This window comes from Streptomyces sp. MBT65, assembly GCF_016612545.1.
GTDB lineage: Bacteria > Actinomycetota > Actinomycetes > Streptomycetales > Streptomycetaceae > Streptomyces.
Genome location: NZ_JAENRY010000091.1, coordinates 26,569 through 46,322 on the forward strand (window position 1 = coordinate 26,569; position 19,754 = coordinate 46,322).

A 19,754-nucleotide genomic window follows, 5' to 3' on the forward strand; every position below is an offset into this window, starting at 1 on the left:
CGCCGGGAATTGTCCGCTTACCGGCGCCCCGGCCCCGCTGACCGACATCGGACCGAACCCCCAACTCCCGCCCGGGGCACGGCCATCAGGACCGATCCGCCTCTCTGTGTCAGCCGTTGATACCGCCTCGAGTGCCGGGTGCCGCGCGTGGTGAGGTCCTGACCGCGAACACCATGCCGATGTCGCCGGCCCGCTGCACCGAGTCCTGTTCGGTGCTGACTGTCAAGCCGTGGGTGAGGAGGACCTCGCAGACCGTGTCGCGGTTGTGCTGCCAGCGCTCCACCTCGACGACGGCCTGGCGGACCAGCGGCCAGTGCCGTTCCTCGATGCCTCTGAGTACCTCGAGTTCGGCGCCCTCCACATCGACCTTGAGCAGGTCTATGTGGTCGATGCCCTGCTCGTCGAGCACCGACGACAGGGGCCTGACCTTCACCCGGTGCGTCTCGAGCCGCCGCAGCACCCGCAGCTTGCGGCTGATGAGAAGAGTGAGGACGGAGGCGGGCACGCGGCGCAGAACCGGTCCCAGGCCGCCCTGGCGGATCATTTCGACAACGCTCGCGGTGACCCGGCGTCGCTCGTCCTCGATGTTCCCCTGATCCCGCGAGGAGGACGAGAAGATCGTGGCGGCCGGAACGTAGCTGAAGTCGAGCTCGGCCTCATGCGACGCCAGGCCGTAAGGGAGCGCGGTCAGACGCCCGTTGAAGAACTCGCGGGCGTTGCGTTCGAGTGTCGCGTGGAGCGGCGGCAGCGGCTCGAAGGCGTAGATCCGTACGTCTCCGTCGAGTCGTTCATAGACGGCGGCCGAGAACACGCCGATGTTGGCGCCCACGTCGAGTACCGTCGCGCCCGGTGTGCACTCGATGCCGTGGGTGAAGTAGCCGTCGACCTCTTCGCGGAGGAAGGACGCCTCCCAGCGATTTATGCTGTGCAGTTCCATCGCGCTCATGGCCATGACAAAGTGATGTATCAGGGTCGGAGCCAACAATCCAGGGTGCGTACCCGGCCATGGATCGTGGTCCTCACCGGTCGACCGCCGGTGCGCGGGGCGACGGTGGGCAGGGCGGCCCGACATCACTCCAGCAAGTTCGAACTGCTCGCCAGGACCAGGGTGGTCACGCTGACGGGCCAGGCGGGGATCGGCAAGACCAGGCTGGCGCTGGAGTACACGAAGGGTGCGGGGGCGCGGTTCGCCGAGCCGGCCCGCGTCACCGGATCGGCCGTGCTCCTCCGTGTACCCGGACCGCGCCTGCCCGCACCCGCCTCGCAGGCGCGACTGGGCGAGCTGTATCTGATCGGCGGGGCCCTGGCGTTCGAGGAGCGCCGGATGGGGGTCGACCAATTCCTGAGCGTACGGCCGACATCCGTCGGGAACGCGGGAATGGCTACGACCCCGCACGCCTGGTACGCGTGACGGGAGCCGCCGCGGGCGTCGGTCACGGTGAATGCCGTGGCGCCTGTCCGGGTCCGGCGGCCACCGGACCCGGCGGAGGAACTCACACGGACCCGGTGACCGCCCGTGCGGTGAGACCGACACCAACAGCGATGACCAGTAGGGCCGTTGCGGTGGGGCCGATACGGGAGAGCAGGCGTACGGCGCGGTGGTGACGCGGGGACGCCTTGGTGGCGCGTGCCTCAAGGTGTCCCCGCAGGCGCACGAGGAGCAGGTCGACGAGGGTGAGGGTGCCCGCCATGCCGAGGCCGTAGGCGAAGACCGGGAGGACGGTGGACGGAGCCTCGGGCATGCGCATCACGGTCGAACCGACGAGCGGCTCGAAACAACCAACGTCCGCGCCACTGACCTTGACCCGACTCCCCGCCTGAGCGGACACGGCCCCGCGGTTCGGCGGGGCCCGTGTCCGCCGTCAGGCGATGCCTCGCGGCAGGTCGGCCCAGACCGTGTGGCCCCGGCGGTGGTGCCGGTCACCCCACGTGCGGGAGAGCGCCTCGACCAGCAGAAGCCCCCGGCCACCGGTGCTCAGGGCGGCGGACGGACGCGTCCACCTCGCCCGGATCGCCTTCGTGTCGAAACCCGGGCTCGTGTCGCTGACCTGGATCGTCAGCGACTGACGACCCGGGCGCCCGTGCAGTGCGAGCGACAGGCGGACCGGCACCGTTCCGTGCCCGAAGGCGTTGCCCAGCAACTCGCTGACGACGAGCACCGCGTCCTCGGCCAGCTCGCTCCGTCCCCACCGTGCCAGTTGCCCGCGCACGTCACCGCGCACGGAACACAGACCGTCCTCCGGTGCGAGAGCGAAGCTCACGTATGAGCGTTCCATGGCACATCAGCCCCTTTCACTCGCACAGGTAATCCGTCACGGACACCGCAGTGGACGGGTGTGGAAACGGGAATTACCGGCGGAGCCGCATCACGGCGACCAATGTATCCGTAGCCGGTCAGGCCGCGGATTGGTCCGGGAAAAAGATTCATCCGATCAGGCAAATGGCCAATCCGCCGGGCTTTCGGAACCGGATTCCCCACGTGACCGACGACGAGAAGCAAACACGACAGCGCCTCACCTGGACGCGCCTGACCCTGGGTGCGTGCAGCGGTCTGCTGGCCGGCCTTGCCTCGCTCGGCGTCGCTGAGCTGGTGTCGGCCGCGGTGCGTCCGCAGGCCAGTCCGGTCGTGGCGGTCGGCGGCGCGGCGATCGACCGCACCCCGGCCGCTGTGAAGGACTGGGCGATCCGGCACTTCGGAACCAATGACAAGTTGATTCTTCAGCTCGGAATTCTCGCGATACTGGCGCTCTTCGCACTCGTACTGGGAATTACTGCCGTGCGTTTTCGGCGCAGCGGTGCCGCCGGTGTTCTGCTCTTCGGAATTGTCGGGGCGGTATCGGCCACCAGTAGGCCGGATTCGACAAGCCTCTCCGACGCGCTGCCCTCCGTGGTGGGCGCGATCGCCGGAGCCGCGGTGCTCTACGTTCTGGTGGGCTTTCTCACGCGGCGGGTCCCGTCCGCGGAGTCCGTTCAGGGCGAGCAGGAAGGCCCGTCCTCCGGGGCCGGCTGGGATCGCCGCGGCTTCGTGATCGCCGCGACGGCTGCTGCCGCCGCGTCCGCCGGGGCCGGCGTGATCGGCCGGACACTGAACGGGGCGAGTGGCCAGAACGCGGTCGCCTCGCGCAACAAGCTCGTCCTGCCCCGTCCCGCCTCCGAAGCCCCAGCCGTTCCCAAGGGCGCCCAGCTGCGGATTCCCGGGATCAGCGCCTTCACCACGCCGAACGGTGACTTCTACCGCGTGGACACCGCGCTCGTGGTGCCCAAGGTCAACGCCACGACCTGGGCACTCCGCATCCACGGCAAGGGCGTCACCCGGCCTGTCTCCCTCACCTTCGACGACCTGCTGCGGCGCGAGCTGATCGAACGCGACATCACCCTCACCTGTGTGTCGAACGAAGTCGGCGGCCAGTACGTCGGCAACGCCCGCTGGATCGGCGTACGACTGGCCGATCTGCTGGCCGAGTGCGGGGTGAGGCCGCCCTCGAAGGGCGGGAGCGCCGATCAGTTGGTGGCCCGCTCGGTGGACGGCATGACGATCGGCAGCCCGGTCGAGGACGTGATGGACGGCCGCGACGCCCTCCTCGCCCTCGGCATGAACGGCGAACCGCTGCCCTTCGCCCACGGCTTCCCGGTGCGCATGGTGGTGCCCGGCCTGTACGGCTTCGTCTCCGCCTGCAAGTGGATCAAGGACATCGAACTCACCACCTTCGACTCCTACGACCCCTACTGGGTCAGACGAGGCTGGGCCCGCAAGGCTCCCATCAAGACCGAGTCGCGCATCGACACCCCCAAGCCGTTCGCCCGGCCGAAGACGGGGACGGTGATGGTCGCCGGAGTCGCCTGGGCCCAGCACCGCGGCATCGACAAGGTCGAGGTCCGTGTCGACGACGGCCCCTGGCAGGAGACCCGGCTCGCCACCGAGGACACCCGCGACACCTGGCGCCAGTGGTCCTTCCCCTGGCAGGCCACCAAGGGCGGCCACACCCTCACCGTCCGCGCCACCGACCGCACCGGCCAGGTGCAGACCGACAGACGCACCCGCACCATCCCCGACGGCGCGAGCGGGTGGCACTCCGTGGTCGTGACCGTCGACTGACCCCACAAGCCGCTTTCCCTCTTCCCCGAATCACCGCAGCTCAGGCTGCGTCGACCCTCAGGAGTAACGCCATGAACACCCGTATCCGTCGTTCCGCGGTCGTCCTCGCCGCCGCGGCCGTACTCCCGTTCGCCCTCAGTGCCTGCGGCGACAGCGGAAGCGACTCCGCGAAGTCCGACGCCTCCACCAAGGCGTCCGCGTCCGCGTCCGACGACAGCATGACCGGCGCCGGTGCCACGGCCGCCGACCAGCCCTTCGGTACGGCCTGTTCCGGCGTCCCGAAGAGCGGGGCCGGCTCCTTCGACGGCATGGCCAAGGACCCGGTCGCCACCGCCGCCTCCAACAACCCGGCCCTGTCCACCCTGGTCGCCGCGGTGAAGAAGGCGGGCCTGGTCGACACCCTCAACAACGCCCAGGGCATCACGGTGTTCGCGCCGACCAACGACGCCTTCGCGAAGATCCCGAAGGCCACCCTGGACAAGGTCCTGGCCGACAAGGCCCAGCTGACGAAGATCCTCACCTACCACGTGGTGGGTCAGCAGCTCACCCCGAAGGACCTGGAGAAGGGCTCCTTCGACACCCTGGAGAAGTCCAAGCTCACCACCGCCGGGTCGGGCGAGAACTACATGGTCAACGACTCCGCGAAGGTGGTCTGCGGCAACGTGAAGACCGCCAACGCCAACGTCTACATCATCGACACCGTCCTGATGCCCACCAGCTGACGGGCCATCAGCAGGGCCGGGCACCGACGTCGAGGTGCCCGGCCGTACGACTCCTGTGACCGGGAGACGGTGAGAGATGACGGAGCTCAGCACATGTCGGCACTGTTCCGCGTTCGCGTCCTCGCCGTCTCGGGCACCCGCCTGTGGTGCGCGGTGGCAGGCACACTGACCGCGAGCACCGGTCGCCCCCTGCGCACCGAGCTGACCGCCCGATGCGCCGACGCGACGGTGGTCGGGCTGGATCTACGTCAACTCAGGTGTCCCGCGGCCGAGTTCCTACCGGATCCACCGTGGCCGGACGGACCCCACACCGTGCATCTCCTGGCGCCGGAACAACTGCGCTCCCGTACGGCCGGCGACGGACGTCTGCACTGGCACACCGATCTCCAGAGCGCCTGGCAGGCATGGTCCGCGCTCTCCCCCTGAGCCCCGTCACGTCCCCGACCTCCGACCTGTTCCGGTCGCCTGCCATGATTCCTACCCGGCAGTAGCTTGTTGTGTCCCGTGAGAGGCGGCGCAGTGACCCGAGTGTTCACCGTCAGCGGCAGCATCGTCATCGATGTCCCACCCGAGGCCGCCTATCACGCCGTCAGCCGTCCCGGTGACATGGGCCGCTGGAGTCCGGAGAACCTGGGCACGACGGCCGGCTCGACGGACGAGAGCGCCACGCAGGGCAGCTCGTTCGTCGGGCGCAACAAGCGGGGAAGGTTCCGCTGGGTCACGCGTTGCACGGTCACGGCGGCCGATCCGGGCCGCCGTTTTGCGTTCCGGGTGCACGCCATCGGGCGCACCCGTCCGCGACTGCGCGGCCCGATCGCGAGCTGGGAGTACCGCTTCGAACCGGCCGGTGAAGGCACCCGGGTCACCGAGACCTGGACCGACGACCGGCGCGCGTGGCCGACGTTCGCCGCCGACGCCTTCGACCGGCTGGTCACCCCGGGCAGGACGTTCGCCGAGTTCCAGGTCCGCAACATCGACAGGACCCTGCGCAACCTCAAGCGCGAACTGGAGCTGGAGCACGGCCACTCCGGGTGATCGGCGCCGACCCCAGGCGTCGGAACGTCCGGGGGTGGGAGGGCAGTTGGGCCCGGTCCGGGCACCCGAAGGTGAAGGAGTACGCCTGGTACCCGGCGGTCCAAGTGCCGTCCAGGGAGAGGCTGTTGACCGGGCTGTCGCTCGCGAAGCGGTAGGTCTTGGGCCGGTGTCCTTCTGCCCTGTCTTCGGAGGGAGCTGGACGCTCGGGTCGGCCTGCTTGAGCAGCGTGCGGATGAGGTCGTCCGTCTGGGCGTACTGGCCCTCGCCGAACTTGAAGTAGCGCACGGTGCCTTGGGCGTCCTTCAGGTACTTCGCGGGCCAGAACCGGTTGCGGTAGTTGTCCCCACCTCGACGTACGGCAGGCTGCGCCGGCAGTTGATGCACGGGTAGGTCCAGAAATCGATCAGGACGACCTTGCCGCGCTCCTCCTTCAGATCGACCGGCTGCCGCCCGGAGTATTGAGCCGCTTCGAGATTCCGGTGATCGGCCGCGCCTGTCCGCACGAGCGCAGTGCGGCGAGGAATTCCTCGCCGCCGCGATGTCGGGGCGTACCGAGCGGCTGGTGGCGCTGCTCACCGACAACGTGACGGCGGTCTCGGACGGCTACGGACTCGCCAGGCGGCTGTTGCGGTACAGGACGCGCGAGCGGGTCGCCACCTGCGGGGCCGGGTTCAAGCCCACGCAGGCCAAACTGCGGCTGACCGGCGGCTCGCCCGCGATGCATATCGCCCTGGTCAACGGTTCCCCGGCCGTCCTCGCCGTGGTCGACGACCGGGTCGTGGGTGCCGTGGCGTTCGAAGTCACCGACGGCAAGGTCGCGTCCCTGCTCGGCATTGCCGCCGTGGACCGGCTCGTGCGCCTCAACGAGGGCTGGCGGCAGCACGAACCCGACGCACCGGTCATCAACGGATGGTGACCAGAGCCACCGGAATCCAGGGACCTGAGTCGGAGCGCAGACAGCACATCTTCGGCCCCCCCGAATCAGAGTCGGCCATGCGGTCGGACCCTCCATGGCCGACTACCGGTCGACACAGTGACCAAGTACGCATCGTCACGGAGAACTGGCCAGAGCGAATTCGAGCACCCTTGGCCACCTGTCGCTGGAAGTCACACGTGCCAGATGATGGTGGCCTCGTCGGTGAGACAGCGGGCCATCAGGCCGGTCATAGGAGTCCGTGGCCGCCGTCGACGGCCGGTGGCGGCGACGTCCGCCAGCAGTTGGGCATCGCCGTCCAGGTACTGCTCAGGTATTTCGTGCCCCTTCACGTCACCCCTTCGTTCCTTGACGCGCCGGTGACGGTTTCTTAGCGGGGACCGGCATTCGGACCTTGGTGAACTCTGCCGGGAACCGGCAATGCGCGGGTCCACCCCTGGCATGCACGATGACTCAAGGGGAGCACCACGGACGGCCCCGCTGCCGGGCACCGGCAGCGGGGCCGGCGGGTGCCCGTACCAGGATCCGAGGCGAGCTTTCCGATTGGGCGAACTGCGCGGAACGGTCGTCGACGAACAGGCGTCGCGCCGAGTGGAGTTGAGGCGGCGTGCGTCCTCGCCGGCCTTCTGCCGCCCGGACAGAGATCGTCGTGCAACGCTAAGAGGTCCTCGACGAACCCTCCGCGAGAAAGGCGTGGATCCGTTCGGAGATCAGGGGCCAGTCCCGGCCGAACCAGACGAGGTGGCTGTCGGCCCGGCTTTCGAGCAACTCGGCGTGCGGGAGGGCGGCGGCGAGTGCCCGGGCGTGGGCGAAGCACACTGCCGCGTCCTGGCGGGTGGCGATCACCAGGGCGGGCTGGTAGACCCGGCCCGCATGACGCAACAGGTCTCCGGGTGCCGCAACTTCCTTGAGATCACGCGTGAATCCTCGCCCCGACCGCATCCGCGAGAACAGTGCGACCAGCGTCGTCCGGTCCTCCGGCCGAAGCTCCGCCACCACATCCCGCACGGGCAGGAGGGTGAGGTCGCGCAGCAGTATCCGCAGGCCGGCGTCGGGTGCGTACCGCATGAGGGAGTGAACGAGCGCCCAGGAAACGCGCTCGGTGTGCGGTGCGAAAACGATCCGGGCGCCGAGGCGGGTGCGTCGGCCGGGCCAGGGCAGCGGTCCTACGGCGCTCTTCAGGAGCAGCCTTTGGACCAGGGCGGGATGGCGTGCCGCCATCGCCACCGCGGTGGGTCCGCCGCCCGATACGCCGACCACGGCGGCGACTTCGGTGATCCCCAGGTGGGCGCAGAGCGTGGCGGTGACATCGGCGAACCCGGTGGCCGATACCCCGGTCGAGACCGGTGTGCGGCCGTATCCCGGGCGGGACGGCACCAGCACCGAGCATCCGGCTTCGGCGAACACCTCCTCGCCCAGCGAGAGCCCCGCGCGCATGTGCCCGCCGTAGAAGACCACGACGGTGTCCGGGCCGCGCCGGTCGAAGCGGTACTCGACGCGTCCGGCGGCCAACTCGGCCAGCACCGTGGGGTGTTCGTCCAGCCCGTGGCTGTGGGTACGGCTCACGGCAGCATCTCCTTGCCCCGCCCGGGGGCGCATGCGGCCGGGCACGAGCAGGCGCTGCGGGATCCGGGCCGTGTGCCGGCGTCGGGGTAGCCGCTTCCTGCCCGGGACGGAGTCACCTTCGCATCGTGCCACCGGTCGCGGCCGGTGCCGCCCGACCGGCCTGCTCTCCGCGTCGTAGGCCGCCGGGCAGGCCGGTTGTATCGTGCGGAAAGCCGTCCCGGCAGTGCGTCCGCATCATCCGTGTGACGGTGGCCGTCGGGACCTCGACAGCGAGACGGGAGCCGGGCGTGCGGGCGCGTGACTTGGCGGTGGAGTACGAGACGGTCGGCCTCGACAGTGATGCGATGGACGCCGCGCGGCTGATGGCCGAACACCGGCTGCCGGCGCTGCTGGTGGTGGACGAACGGGGTGCGCCGAAGGCGATCCTGCCCGCCTCGCAGATGGTCAAGATCCTGGTGCCGGTGTACGTGGTCGAGGACCCGACGCTCGCCGCAGTGGTCGACGAACATCACGCCGACCGGTTGTGCCAGGCGCTCAAGGGCCGCAAGGTCCGCGACTGCCTGTCGAAGACCGTGCCCGCGCCGCCGGTCGCCGCCCCGGACGACACCGCGCTGGAAGTGGCCGCGCAGATGGCGCGGGTACGCAGCCCCCTGGTGGCGGTCGTGGAGAAGGACGCGGCCGGTGGCCGGCTCCTCGGTGTGATCACGGCCTCGCATCTGCTGGAACGGTTGCTCGCCGCTACGGCCTGACCGGCGGCGTCAGGCATTGTCCGGACCGTCGCCCTCATGGATGTCCAGGGCGGCGCAGGGCAGACCCAGTTGGTCGAGGGTGCCCCGTGCCTGGGTACCGGAGTGGGTGACGATCACCTGGGTGCCGTGTGGCCGTGCCGCGAGCAGCGCCATGAAGAAGGCCGCGCCACTATCAGGACTGAGATAAGTCACCTGGGCCAGGTCGACCTCCAGGACACGGGGCGGTGTCCGGGCGTCCTCGGCCGCCGTTCGAGAGGTCGGCGGCAGGGCTCTCCGATCAGGGAGCGTGCCGGTCCCTTGTTGCCGGAACCCGGCAGAATCCCGGCCCCGACCTCGCTCACCAAGAGCTGTTAAAGAAGCGTCAAGGACCTGTAAGGTTCCCAGCGGTGTGCCGGGAAGCCTGGTCGGCGAGTAGGGGATCACTCTCTCTTCCGATCGGGGGCGTAGGCCATGGTGCTCGTGATGGTGTTCGGGGCCGCGCTGCTCGCCGCCTTCCTCCTCTTCGTCGTCGGCGGACTTCTGGTCAGCGATGGCATGCAGGTCTTCCTGCCCAAGCCGCCCACCGACTTGAAGCACCCCGCGCCCGCGCCAGGTCTGACGGACGTCCCGGCTGCCCGTGCCCCCGCCCACACCCTCGCGCCCCGCAGCGACTCCCGCCCGGACGGTGCGTACACCCGGCCCGCCGCCCCGCATCACCTCACCGGCTCGACCGCCGAATCCGTCTCGCAACCCCGCGGAGGATCGTGAACGACTGGCACAGCTGGGCGGCGATCGTCGTGTTCGTCGGTGCGTACGCCCTGATCATCAGCGAGAAGATCCACCGCGTCGCCGTGGCCCTGGGCGGCGCGGGCCTCATGCTCGCGATCGGGGCGACCGACGACGTCTCGGCGTTCTACTCCGAGGACTCCGGCATCGACTGGAACGTCATCTTCCTGCTGATGGGCATGATGATGATCGTCGGAGTGCTGAAGAAGACCGGCATGTTCGAGTACCTGGCGATCTGGTCCGTGAAGAAGGCCCGGGCGCAGCCCTTCCGGGTGATGGCCATGCTCGTCGTCATCACGGCGGTCGCCTCCGCCCTGCTCGACAACGTGACCACCGTGCTGCTGATCGCCCCGGTCACCCTGCTGGTCTGCGAACGCCTCGCGCTGCCCGCGGCCCCGTTCCTGATCGCGGAGGTGTTCGCCTCGAACATCGGCGGGACCGCGACCCTGGTCGGCGACCCGCCCAACATCATCATCGCCAGCCGGGCCGGGATCACCTTCAACGACTTCCTGGTCCACCTCGCCCCGCTGTCCGCACTGCTCGTCGTCGTCCTGGTCGTCCTGTGCCGGGTGATGTTCCGCAAGACGTTCGTGTACGACGAGGACCGCGCCGCCGAGATCATGGCCCTGGAGGAGCGCGAGGCCATCAAGGACCCGCGGCTGATGGTCCAGGGCTTGGTCGTCCTGGCCCTGGTGGTCGCGGGCTTCGTCCTGCACCCGGTACTGCACTACGAACCGAGCATCGTCGCGCTGCTGGGCGCCGGGCTGCTGGTCGCCGTGTCCTCGGCCGAGACGAGCGAGGTCCTCGCCGAGGTGGAGTGGCCCACGCTCGCCTTCTTCGCGGGCCTGTTCATCATGATCGGCGGCCTGATCGACACCGGGGTGATCGACGAGGTCTCCAAGGCGCTCGCGGACACGATCGGCACGAACGAACTCGGCGGCTCCTTGACGATGTTGGGTGCATCCGCGGTCCTGTCCGGAGTCGTGGACAACATCCCGTACGTCGCCACGATGGCGCCCGTCACCAGCGACCTGGTCCATGCGATGGGCGGCGCCGGCGACCACGTCATGTGGTGGGCCCTCGCTCTCGGCGCCGACCTCGGCGGCAACGCCACCGCCATCGGCGCCTCCGCGAACGTCGTCGTCCTCGGCATCGCCGAACGCAACCGACAGCCCATCACCTTCTGGCAGTTCACCAAGTACGGCCTGATCGTCACCGCCGTCACCGTGGCGATCTCGCTCGGCTACGTGTGGCTGCGCTACTTCGCGCCGGCCTGATCCGGGCCATCGCATCGACATCCGACAGAGAGGAACAAGGAGACAGCCATGGGTACTCCACGCGTGAGCAGTACGCCGTTGCCAGGAATCGGCGTCCGCTACGACCTGACGACACGAGAGCAACGGCGCCTGTCGGTGGTCGCGCACCGGGACGGCGAGCGGACGTTGAACGCCTACCGCTCGGACGATCCGGACGCCTGCGCCCTGTCCGTACGGCTGACCACGGCGGAGTCGGCCGCGCTCGTCGACGCCCTGCTGCCTGAGCACCACAGCCCGAACCTCCTGTCCACGACCGAACTGGGCCTGGTCGCCGAACGCATTCAGCTGTCGGCGCTCTCCTACTGGAACGGCCGGGTGCTGGGCGAGACCCGGATGCGCACGGAGACCGGCGTCTCGATCGTGGCCGTACTGCGCCGGGCCGAGGCCATCCCCTCACCGACCCCGGACTTCCGGCTGGCCGGTGGAGACACCCTGATCGTGATCGGCACGCGCGAAGGCGTCGAGTCGGCCGCGGCGATACTCGGAAGGGAGTGACCCTGATGCATTCGTCCGCGAGGTTCCTGATCGAGTTCGGCGCGATCATCCTGGCCCTGGGGCTGCTGGGCCGGTTCGCCGCACGCTTCCACTTCTCCCCGATACCCCTCTATCTGCTGGCCGGACTCGCCTTCGGCGAGGGCGGGCTGCTGCCGCTGGGCACCAGCGAGGAGTTCGTCGCCATCGGCGCCGAGATCGGCGTCATCCTCCTGCTGTTGATGCTCGGCCTGGAGTACACGGCCAGCGATCTCGTCTCCAACCTCAAGACCCAGTACAGCGCGGGGCTCGTCGACGCCGCGCTCAACGCGCTGCCCGGCGCCGCGATGGCACTCCTCCTCGGCTGGGGACCGGTCGCCGCGGTGGTACTGGCCGGGGTCACCTGGATCTCCTCCTCCGGCGTCATCGCCAAGGTCCTCGGCGACCTCGGTCGCCTCGGCAACCGCGAGACCCCGGTCATCCTCAGCATCCTGGTCCTGGAAGATCTCTCCATGGCAGTCTACCTGCCGATCATCACCGCGCTGCTGGCCGGTGTCGGCCTCGCGTCCGGCAGCCTCACCCTGGTCGTCGCCCTCGGCGCCGCCGCCCTCGTACTCCTCGTCGCGGTCCGCTACGGCCGTCACATCTCCCGTTTCGTCTCCAGCGACGACCCCGAGAAGCTGCTGCTGGTCGTCCTGGGCCTGACCCTCCTGGTCGCAGGACTCGCCCAGCAGCTCCAGGTCTCCGCCGCCGTGGGCGCGTTCCTGGTCGGTATCGCCCTGTCCGGCGAGGCAGCGGAGGGCGCCCACAACCTGCTCTCCCCGCTGCGGGACCTGTTCGCCGCCGTGTTCTTCGTCTTCTTCGGCCTGCACACCGACCCCGCCAGCATCCCGCCCGTCCTGCTGCCCGCGCTCGCCCTGGCAGTCGTCACCGCCGGCACGAAGATCGCCACGGGGTACTGGGCGGCCCGGCGCGCGGGAATCTCCGTGAAGGGCCGCTGGCGGGCGGGCGGCACGCTGGTCGCTCGGGGCGAGTTCTCCATCGTCATCGCCGGACTCGCCGTCACCGCGGGCATCGAACCCGCCCTCGGCCCGCTGGCCACGGCATATGTGCTGATCCTGGTCATCGTCGGGCCGCTGACCGCCCGTTACACCGAGCCGCTGGCCACCCGCCTGACCGGGTGGCGGCGGGACAGGTCCGCCCCTGTGGTCGAAGCGGAGGAATCCTCCAGCACCACGGCTCAGGAGCCCCACGAGGTGGCGTAGGCCGGTTGCCGATGGTCACCAGCCCGTCGGCAGCAGGTCCCTTGCTCATGCCGGAGAGTTCGGCGACGAGCAGGGCGAGCAGCGTGGCGAACACCAGCAGGGCGAGCCGGTGTTGGGGCGCGGCGGTGCGCAAACCGCCGCGCAACTCCGGGAGTTGGGGAGGCACGGGAGAGGCGCCCGCCCGCCGCAGCCCCGCCGCCGTCGCCGGTCCCACGACCAGCGCGGTGCAGGCCGGATTCGCCCACACCCAGTAGCTGTACGGCCGCGTCCCGCCGACCCCTTCGTAGCAGCGGGTGACCAACAGGTGGTACGCCTCACACCAGTTGAAGCCGAGCAGCGTGAACACCACTGGTACGACGGCGAGTCCGGCGACGACGTGAGGGAGGGGGCGAAGCCGCCGGTGGCCGAGCAGCAGCGCGGCGCCCGCGATCACTGCGAACAGTGTCAGGCCGTACGAGAGACGGGCGGTGAGGCCGAAGAGGTGACCGGCGGCAAAGCCGGTCGCTCGCGGGCGGTGTCCGGTGACCGCGAGGGCGAGGAACGGGGCGGCGCGGCGGGCGAGTTGCTCACCGGCGAGGACGCGCACGGTGATGAGGACCGCGGCGGCGGCCGTCGCCCCGACGGTGATGCACCAGACGCCCGCCCAGGCTCCGCCGCCCAGACCGACCCGGTCCAGGAGGACGAAGGTGACGGTGGCCGCCGCGGGATGTCCGGCGATGTGCGCGGGCCAGGGTGCGGGGGAGTGGCTGAGGATGTGGTGGGTGAAGTCGCGCAGGGTGGCGGGGATGTCGTGGACGCGGCCGATGACCGTGAGGTACTCGTTCGTGGCCGTCAGCCGCAGTCAGCGGAGTACGACCGCCTCCGCGACCACCAGAGGCGCACTGAACGGAGACGACAACTGACCGGCTCACGAGGCCGTTGGGGTGCTACAGGTCGTCAGATCCGATGCTCCGGGACTTGAGGTGTTCCCGTAGCCACCGCTCGGTGCTGTTGACGTGCATGAGCGCTGCTGCCTGGCTGAGAGAGGCGTCGCCCGCGGCCAGCGCTTCGTAGATGGCCTCATGCTCGGCCAGGGTCCGTCCCGCGGTCCGGGAGTCGACAAGTCCGCGCCAGATGCGGGCACGCAGAGTACGGCCCGAGATCCCGTCGAGGATGGTCAGGAGCGATTCGTTCGAGGTGGCCGAGACAACGGCGCGGTGGAAAGCCGCGTCATGGGCGTTCAGCAACTCGACGTCCTCACGGGCCTCGCGCATCGCGTCCAGGTGCTGCTTCACCTCGGCCAGGGCTTCGTCGGACATGCGAGTGGCGGCCAGCGCGGCGGCGGGGGGCTCGAGCAACCGCCGTACCTCCATCAGGTCCAGCAGCGCACCCGCGTCGCTCTGGAGCAACTCCACTGCGCCGCCGAGTCCTTCGAGCAGGACGCTGGGCTGAAGACTGGTGACGTAGGTGCCGTCGCCGCGTCGTACGTCCAACACCCGCGCCACGGCCAGGGCCTTGACCGCCTCGCGCGCCAGGTTGCGGGACAGTCCCAGCTGAGCGGCCAGATCCGGTTCCGGCGGGAGCTTCGACCCGGGAGGCAGTGCGCCTGTCCGGATCAGCTCCCGTATCTGCTCGATGGCTCTGTCCGTCAGGGACAAAGGGAACTCCTTGCCTCGACGGCGTTCCGCATGGGCCGTTCCCGATACTGCATGTCAAGGGCGACGCTGATGATAGCCGGATGTTCGAACATGCCGACGGCCACGACTTCTTGGCCACCTCCGGGGGAGCGGGCGGCACCTCGTCCAGGACAGCAGCGTGCAGACATGGCATGTCTATCGGGGGATGAACGGCGTCATACCTGCTGATCCGGCCTAAAACGCCGCCACATCGAAGGGATTCATCCCTGCAAAGCCGTTGACACCAGTGGGTCACATGCTCGAACTTCATGCGTAACACCTGGCGCTTGGGACCCGCGAGCGCGGCGCCTCAACGCCCGTTCGGCCGTTGGGCTTTCCCTGCGCACTCTGCCCTGCCGCGCACGGTCTCTTCCCCGCCACATGGAACTGGGAGTGTGATCATGTCTTCTGGAAGACTGCCCCGGCGAACGCTGTTGGGCGCCGCAGGTGTCGCGGCGGCGGTGACCGCGCTGCCTGTGCTGCCGGCCTTATCCGGTCTGGTGACCGAGGCAGCGGCGGCCGGCTCGCAGACCAATCTGAGCAACCTGGCGAACATGCGGTTCGGCATGTTCAACCACTTCAACATGGGTACGTTCACCGACGAGGAGTGGGCCGCTCCGAACCAGAACCCGATGCTGTTCGCCCCAGCGGCGGTGGACTGTGAGCAGTGGGCGGCGGCGGCCGCGGCGGCCGGGATGAACTACGGGGTCCTGACGACCAAGCACCACGACGGGTTCTGCCTGTGGCCGACCGCGTACAACGACTACAACGTGGCGAACAGCTCGTACCCGCACGACATCGTCGCCCAGTACGTCACGGCGTTCCGGGCCAAGGGCCTGAAGGTGGGCCTGTACTTCTCGATCTGGGACCGCAGTTACACCGTGCAGGCCTACGACACCCGGCACGGCGTGGCCGCGGACCAGGTGATCCAGCCGGGCGATCTGACGTACATCCTGAACCAGATCACCGAGTTGCTGACCGGCTACGGCACCATCGACATGTTCGTCACCGACGGCTACGCATGGCAGATGGGTCAGTCGGCCGTCTCGTACCAGCGCATCCGGGAGCACGTGAAGTCGCTCCAGCCGGACATCGTCATGATCGACCACGGTGGGCTGTCGGTGCCCTTCCTCGGGGACGCGATCTACTTCGAGGAGCCGCTGGGCGTCACCTCTCCTGCCGGTAACACGTATGCGTCGCTGCAGGGGCAGACCATCAGCAACGGATGGTTCTGGCATCCCTCCACGCCGACCACCGACCCGTTGAGCAAGGCGTCGATCCTGTCTCATCTGGCGGATCTGGAACCGAAGTTCACCTCGTTCATCCTCAACTGCCCGCCCAGCCGCGCCGGTGTCCTGGACACGAACATCGTGACCCGGCTCTCCGAGGTCGGAGCGGCCTGGAGCCCCGACACCTCACGGCCGGCACTCCCGACGCAGATGCTGCGCGCGGAGCACCCGGTGACCCCGGTCAGCGCGTACGCGACCGGCTTCCACACCGGCGAAGGGCCGATGAACGCGATCGACGGGCTGAGCGACAAGGGCTTCGAGACCTGCTGGTCGACCTGGAGCCTGTCGCTCCCGCAGGCGATCACCATCGACCTCGGCGGAGTGTGGAGCGACGTCTCGACGCTGGAGTACCTGCCCAAGCAGTGGAGCCGGACCAACTCGACGGACGGGGACATCACTTCGTACACCGTCTGCACCAGCACCGATGGCGCGACGTTCACACAGGTCGCGACCGGTACGTGGACCGGGGACCACACCACCAAGGTGGCCGAGTGGCCGGCCGGGCGTGCGGGGTACGTACGTATCCAGGCCGACGCCGGCACCGGCGGCTACGCCAACGTCGGCGGGATCAGGATCGGTGGCAGGACCGCCAAGCCGGTCCTGCAGTCGAAGGTCCTGCCCGGCGACTCGACGGTCTACCGCCTGGTGAACCGCAAGAGCGGTCTGGTGGCCGACGTCTACGACTTCGGCACCGCGAACGGCAGCAACGTCCAGCAATGGCCCTGGCTGAACAACACCGCACAGAAGTGGACCTTCGTATCCACCGGTGACGGCTACTACAAGATCAAGAACGTCAACAGCGGAAAGCTGATGGAAGTTGCCGGCCTCTCCCGCGCCGACGGCGGCAACGTGGGTATCTGGTCGGACGACAGTGTGCCGCAGCAGCACTGGGCCGTGACTCCCACCGGCGACGGCTACCACTACCTGACCAACCGCTTGAGCGGACTTTCGCTCAACGTGGACGGTGGATCCACTGCGGACGGAGCCAACGTCGATCAGTGGACGTACAACCGAGCCTCACAGGAACAGTGGCAGATCCTCGCCCTTTGACGAGTCGACTTACTGGCAGCAGGCGTTGATGGAAAACCCCTGCGATCGGCGGCTGGTGTGTGCCGATCGCAGGGGTTCCGGCGTTGTCACGCGGAAGGCGTCACTGGACGGTCCAGAGCTGGTTGGTCTGGTTCAGCGGTGTCCACTGGCCGAGCGCGGTTCCTCCGGTGGTCGAGTCGCCGGGAACCTCCAGGGCCTGCCGGCTCTCGAAGTTGCGGATGACGTATCCGCTGCTGGTCGATGCGAAGTACCAGAGCTGGTTGTTGCCACCGCCGTAGGTCATCTGGACCAGCGCCGCCCCCTTGGCGTGAGAGGCGTTGGAGATGCTGAGGGCCTTGCCGCTGTTCCGGTTGACGATCTTGTAGAGGTTGCCGCTGACCCGCACGATGTTCCACTGCTGGTTGGCGCCCGAGTTGCCCTGCCACTGGATGACGCTCGCGTTGTCCGCGGTCGATGCTTGGTAGACATCCGCCAGCAGGCCGCTGTTGACGTTCTTGATCGTGTAGTACGTCGACGCGTTGAAGGACGGAGTGGTGGGCGAACTCTCCAGCGCGCCGCCGGCCTGTTGCACGCTGAAGTCGCCGATGTAGAAGTAGCCGCCGTCGGTCTTGGCGACGCGTACGTACCGGAACTTCTGGCGTGCGTCGATCTTGGCCGTCAGTGTCGCGTTGTACGGGAGGACCGTGGCGTCCTGCCGTCCCAGCACCGTGTAGTCGGCGAACGTGGGGTCGTTGGAGCCGCGTATCTCGAAGTTGCTGCGGGTCTCGGGCTGGTCGACGTCCTGGCGGGTGGTGAACGAGAACTGACCGAGCGCGTACGCACTGCCGAGGTCCACCTGCCACCAGGCGGAGGTGTCGCTCCCCGTGGGGGACCAACCGGTCGTCGCGTCGTTGTCATTGGCCTTGGCCGGTGCCCAGTTGGAGCTGTAGACGGAGGACGCGGTGGCTGTCCTGCCGTAGGCGAGATTGATCTTTGCCGGCAGTCCTTGATAGGCCGACTGAAGACCCGAGGCCTGCATCACGGCGGTTCCGGTGGTCGTGTTGTTGGAGAGGGTGACGTTGGAGCCGTTGACGTTGCGGATGACGAAGTCGTCGGTGTGCGACAGGACGTTGTTCGCCACGGTCATGTTGTTGGAGCCCTCGTCGAGGTAGATGCCGCCCGCGCCCGAGGAACACGCGGTGGGTGTGCGGACCACGTCGTGGATGTAGTTGTTGTCGATCACCGTCCCGGGGTCGTTGGAGAGGTGGTAAATGCCTGCCGTGTCGCACAGTTGGTTCACGACGTTGCCGATGCGGTTGTAACTGACGGAGTTGTCGCCCTCCGCGTTGGCAGCGGACTGCCAGCCCCAGCCGAGGGAGATCCCGGCCCAGGGCGAGTCGGAGATGTCGTTGTGGTCGATGGTGGTGCCGTGCACGAAGCCCGCGTTGATGCCCGCGGTGCCGAGATAGTCCTGACCGGTGTGGTTGATCAGGTTGTTGGTGACGCTGACACCGCTGACGACCTCGCGGGCGTCCTCACCCGCGGGCGAGGTGGGCGGGTTGTACACGGTGTGGTACTCGACGTCGGGATCCGAGAACTTGCCCACCATGATTCCGTTGCCCGCGATGTCCTGGACGACGTTTCCGGTCACTGCCGAGTTGTGGACGCCGTGGTGCAGGTCCAGGGCGGTCGAGCCCATCTTCGTGAAGGTGTTGCCGGTGAAGGACAGGTTGTCGGCGTTCGCGGCGTGGACACCGGCCGGCGGGCGGTTGACGTACTGCTTGTTGCTGGGGTCGGCGGAGATGTTGTAGTTGCCGCCCTGACCGTTGAGCAGGCCGTTGTCACTGGCCTCGGTCCAGTTGGTCTGGGTGAAGGTGATGCCCGAGAACTGCAGGTTGTGGACAGGGGAGTCGAGGCTGTCTCCCTTGATGTCGAAGAGCGTCTGCAGAGTGGGGACCTGCACGGTGGCCGACGACATGGTCTCGCCCGCCCGGGGGAGGTAGTAGAGCGTCTGCGCGTCCCTGTCGAGATAGAACTCGCCGGGCTCGGTGAGGAACTCGTGGGCGTTCTCGAAGTGCAGGGGAGAGCCGTTGGACAGCAGCGGATACGGCCGCTGGAAGAGGATGCCCGCCTCGTGGTCCTGGATCGAGACGCTCGCCAGGCCGCCGCTCGTGGTGTACGACTTCAGCCGCAGGTAGTTCTCGGCCCACTGCAGTTGCAGCACCATCTCGACGCGGCTGAACTGGTCCCAGTTCGCCATCTGGGAGCTGAGGACCTTCAGCACCTGGGCCGTCTTGTCGCTGCCCTGGAGTTGGAAGTTGGAGCCGACATCCGGGTAGCGGGCGCGCGTGGCCCGTACGCCGTCGACGTACAGCTGCCGGAAGTCGAGGTTGCCGACCGATGCCTTGTACTGGCCGTTGCCGGCCGATGTCCAGCCGGTGATGGACTTGGCGCTGGAGACGACCGGGGTCTCCGAGCCGTACGCCTTGTAGATGACGTTGTGGCCGTTGGTTCCCGAGTCGGCGGTGGTGAAGTCGACCGGGCTGGTGAGGGAGTACGTGCCCCCGCGCAGATTCACGACGATGTCCCCGGACATGGCCGAGTTCACCGTACGCACCGCGTCGCGTGCCTTGGTGATCGTCTTGAAGGCCGCCGATGTGCTGGTTCCCGAGTTGCTGTCACTGCCGTTGGTGGGGTCCACGTAGAAGCTGGTGTCCGCCGCGTGCGCCGCCTGTGCGGGCAGGGCGACGGCCGTTGCCACCAGCAGGGTCTGCAACAGTCCCACGATGAGCCGTGCGGGTCTCATGCTGTTGATCTCCTTACCTCGTTGCGCAGCGCGCCGCCGGAAGTCCCGTACGCCGT

At 68.4% G+C, this 19,754-nt stretch carries 18 protein-coding genes and 4 pseudogenes; 13 read left to right on the forward strand and 9 right to left on the reverse strand.

The window, feature by feature from the left end:
• Positions 1-109 precede the first annotated feature (109 nt).
• Positions 110-937, reverse strand: coding sequence for an FkbM family methyltransferase (locus tag JHN63_RS21715; protein ID WP_200682779.1), 828 nt, complete (start codon positions 935-937; stop codon positions 110-112).
• Positions 938-1,267: 330 nt separating this feature from the next.
• On the opposite strand from JHN63_RS21715, the pseudogene JHN63_RS21720 reads away from it, so the two are divergent.
• Positions 1,268-1,411 (forward strand): annotated as a pseudogene (locus JHN63_RS21720) (SAM-dependent methyltransferase); the annotation flags it as partial.
• Positions 1,412-1,493: 82 nt separating this feature from the next.
• On the opposite strand, the gene JHN63_RS21725 reads toward JHN63_RS21720, so the two are convergent.
• Complete coding sequence (locus tag JHN63_RS21725) at positions 1,494-1,742, reverse strand: hypothetical protein (protein WP_200682780.1); 249 nt, start codon at positions 1,740-1,742, stop codon at positions 1,494-1,496.
• On the opposite strand from JHN63_RS21725, the pseudogene JHN63_RS52875 reads away from it, so the two are divergent.
• A pseudogene (locus tag JHN63_RS52875) lies at positions 1,723-1,821 on the forward strand (anti-sigma factor); the annotation flags it as partial. The gene JHN63_RS21725 and the pseudogene JHN63_RS52875 overlap by 20 nt on opposite strands.
• Positions 1,822-1,862: 41 nt before the next feature.
• Here the strand turns inward: JHN63_RS52875 and JHN63_RS21730 are convergent.
• On the reverse strand, positions 1,863-2,261 hold the full coding sequence (locus JHN63_RS21730; RefSeq protein ID WP_307781947.1) for an ATP-binding protein: 399 nt from the start codon (positions 2,259-2,261) through the stop codon (positions 1,863-1,865).
• Positions 2,262-2,479: 218 nt separating this feature from the next.
• On the opposite strand from JHN63_RS21730, the gene JHN63_RS21735 reads away from it, so the two are divergent.
• From JHN63_RS21735 to JHN63_RS21755, 5 genes and pseudogenes are all read left to right on the forward strand, one after another.
• Positions 2,480-4,096, forward strand: coding sequence for a sulfite oxidase (locus tag JHN63_RS21735; protein WP_200682782.1), 1,617 nt, complete (start codon positions 2,480-2,482; stop codon positions 4,094-4,096).
• 71 nt (positions 4,097-4,167) lie between these two features.
• The gene (locus JHN63_RS21740; RefSeq protein ID WP_200682783.1) at positions 4,168-4,818 is read left to right on the forward strand and encodes a fasciclin domain-containing protein; all 651 of its coding nucleotides are present in this window, start codon (positions 4,168-4,170) and stop codon (positions 4,816-4,818) included.
• 93 nt (positions 4,819-4,911) lie between these two features.
• Positions 4,912-5,244 (forward strand): hypothetical protein, encoded by a 333-nt coding sequence (locus JHN63_RS21745; protein WP_200682784.1) that lies wholly within the window; start codon positions 4,912-4,914, stop codon positions 5,242-5,244.
• Positions 5,245-5,337: 93 nt separating this feature from the next.
• Entirely contained in the window at positions 5,338-5,853 is a 516-nt protein-coding gene (locus tag JHN63_RS21750; protein WP_200682785.1) for an SRPBCC family protein, read from the forward strand.
• Positions 5,854-6,346: 493 nt separating this feature from the next.
• Positions 6,347-6,769, forward strand: a pseudogene (locus JHN63_RS21755) (RNA polymerase subunit sigma-70); the annotation flags it as partial.
• Between the two features lie 191 nt (positions 6,770-6,960).
• Here JHN63_RS21755 and JHN63_RS21760 read toward each other — a convergent pair.
• Both JHN63_RS21760 and JHN63_RS21765 read right to left on the reverse strand, forming a co-directional pair.
• The gene (locus JHN63_RS21760) at positions 6,961-7,119 is read right to left on the reverse strand and encodes a hypothetical protein (protein ID WP_200682811.1); all 159 of its coding nucleotides are present in this window, start codon (positions 7,117-7,119) and stop codon (positions 6,961-6,963) included.
• A 325-nt stretch (positions 7,120-7,444) separates the two neighbouring features.
• Positions 7,445-8,353: an alpha/beta fold hydrolase gene (locus JHN63_RS21765; RefSeq protein WP_200682786.1), complete on the reverse strand. Its 909-nt coding sequence runs from the start codon at positions 8,351-8,353 to the stop codon at positions 7,445-7,447.
• A 287-nt stretch (positions 8,354-8,640) separates the two neighbouring features.
• Between JHN63_RS21765 and JHN63_RS21770 the strand changes: the two genes are divergently transcribed.
• The gene (locus JHN63_RS21770) at positions 8,641-9,102 is read left to right on the forward strand and encodes a CBS domain-containing protein (RefSeq protein WP_019075758.1); all 462 of its coding nucleotides are present in this window, start codon (positions 8,641-8,643) and stop codon (positions 9,100-9,102) included.
• Positions 9,103-9,111: 9 nt separating this feature from the next.
• On the opposite strand, the gene JHN63_RS21775 is transcribed toward JHN63_RS21770, so the two are convergent.
• Complete coding sequence (locus tag JHN63_RS21775; protein WP_234477499.1) at positions 9,112-9,294, reverse strand: hypothetical protein; 183 nt, start codon at positions 9,292-9,294, stop codon at positions 9,112-9,114.
• 258 nt (positions 9,295-9,552) lie between these two features.
• On the opposite strand from JHN63_RS21775, the gene JHN63_RS21780 reads away from it, so the two are divergent.
• Genes JHN63_RS21780 through JHN63_RS21795 form a run of 4 tightly spaced genes read left to right on the forward strand, consistent with a single transcriptional unit; the run spans position 9,553 to position 12,919 of the window.
• A complete protein-coding gene (locus JHN63_RS21780) occupies positions 9,553-9,849 on the forward strand; it encodes a hypothetical protein (protein ID WP_200682787.1) in 297 nt (98 codons plus the stop codon).
• The gene (locus JHN63_RS21785) at positions 9,846-11,144 is read left to right on the forward strand and encodes an SLC13 family permease (protein WP_200682788.1); all 1,299 of its coding nucleotides are present in this window, start codon (positions 9,846-9,848) and stop codon (positions 11,142-11,144) included. The genes JHN63_RS21780 and JHN63_RS21785 overlap by 4 nt, the downstream gene beginning before the upstream one ends.
• A gap of 48 nt (positions 11,145-11,192) precedes the next feature.
• Positions 11,193-11,678: a cation:proton antiporter regulatory subunit gene (locus JHN63_RS21790; RefSeq protein ID WP_200682789.1), complete on the forward strand. Its 486-nt coding sequence runs from the start codon at positions 11,193-11,195 to the stop codon at positions 11,676-11,678.
• Between the two features lie 5 nt (positions 11,679-11,683).
• Positions 11,684-12,919: a cation:proton antiporter gene (locus JHN63_RS21795; RefSeq protein ID WP_200682790.1), complete on the forward strand. Its 1,236-nt coding sequence runs from the start codon at positions 11,684-11,686 to the stop codon at positions 12,917-12,919.
• A gap of 40 nt (positions 12,920-12,959) precedes the next feature.
• Here the strand turns inward: JHN63_RS21795 and JHN63_RS21800 are convergent.
• Positions 12,960-13,757, reverse strand: a pseudogene (locus JHN63_RS21800) (hypothetical protein); the annotation flags it as partial.
• Positions 13,758-13,845: 88 nt separating this feature from the next.
• Positions 13,846-14,556, reverse strand: coding sequence for a FadR/GntR family transcriptional regulator (locus JHN63_RS21805; protein ID WP_200682791.1), 711 nt, complete (start codon positions 14,554-14,556; stop codon positions 13,846-13,848).
• A gap of 419 nt (positions 14,557-14,975) precedes the next feature.
• Here JHN63_RS21805 and JHN63_RS21810 point away from each other — a divergent pair, with 419 nt between their 5' ends.
• Positions 14,976-16,913, forward strand: coding sequence for an alpha-L-fucosidase (locus tag JHN63_RS21810; RefSeq protein WP_234477500.1), 1,938 nt, complete (start codon positions 14,976-14,978; stop codon positions 16,911-16,913).
• Between the two features lie 100 nt (positions 16,914-17,013).
• Here the strand turns inward: JHN63_RS21810 and JHN63_RS21815 are convergent, their stop codons facing one another.
• A complete protein-coding gene (locus JHN63_RS21815; protein ID WP_200682792.1) occupies positions 17,014-19,698 on the reverse strand; it encodes an RICIN domain-containing protein in 2,685 nt (894 codons plus the stop codon).
• Positions 19,699-19,754: the final 56 nt, after the last annotated feature.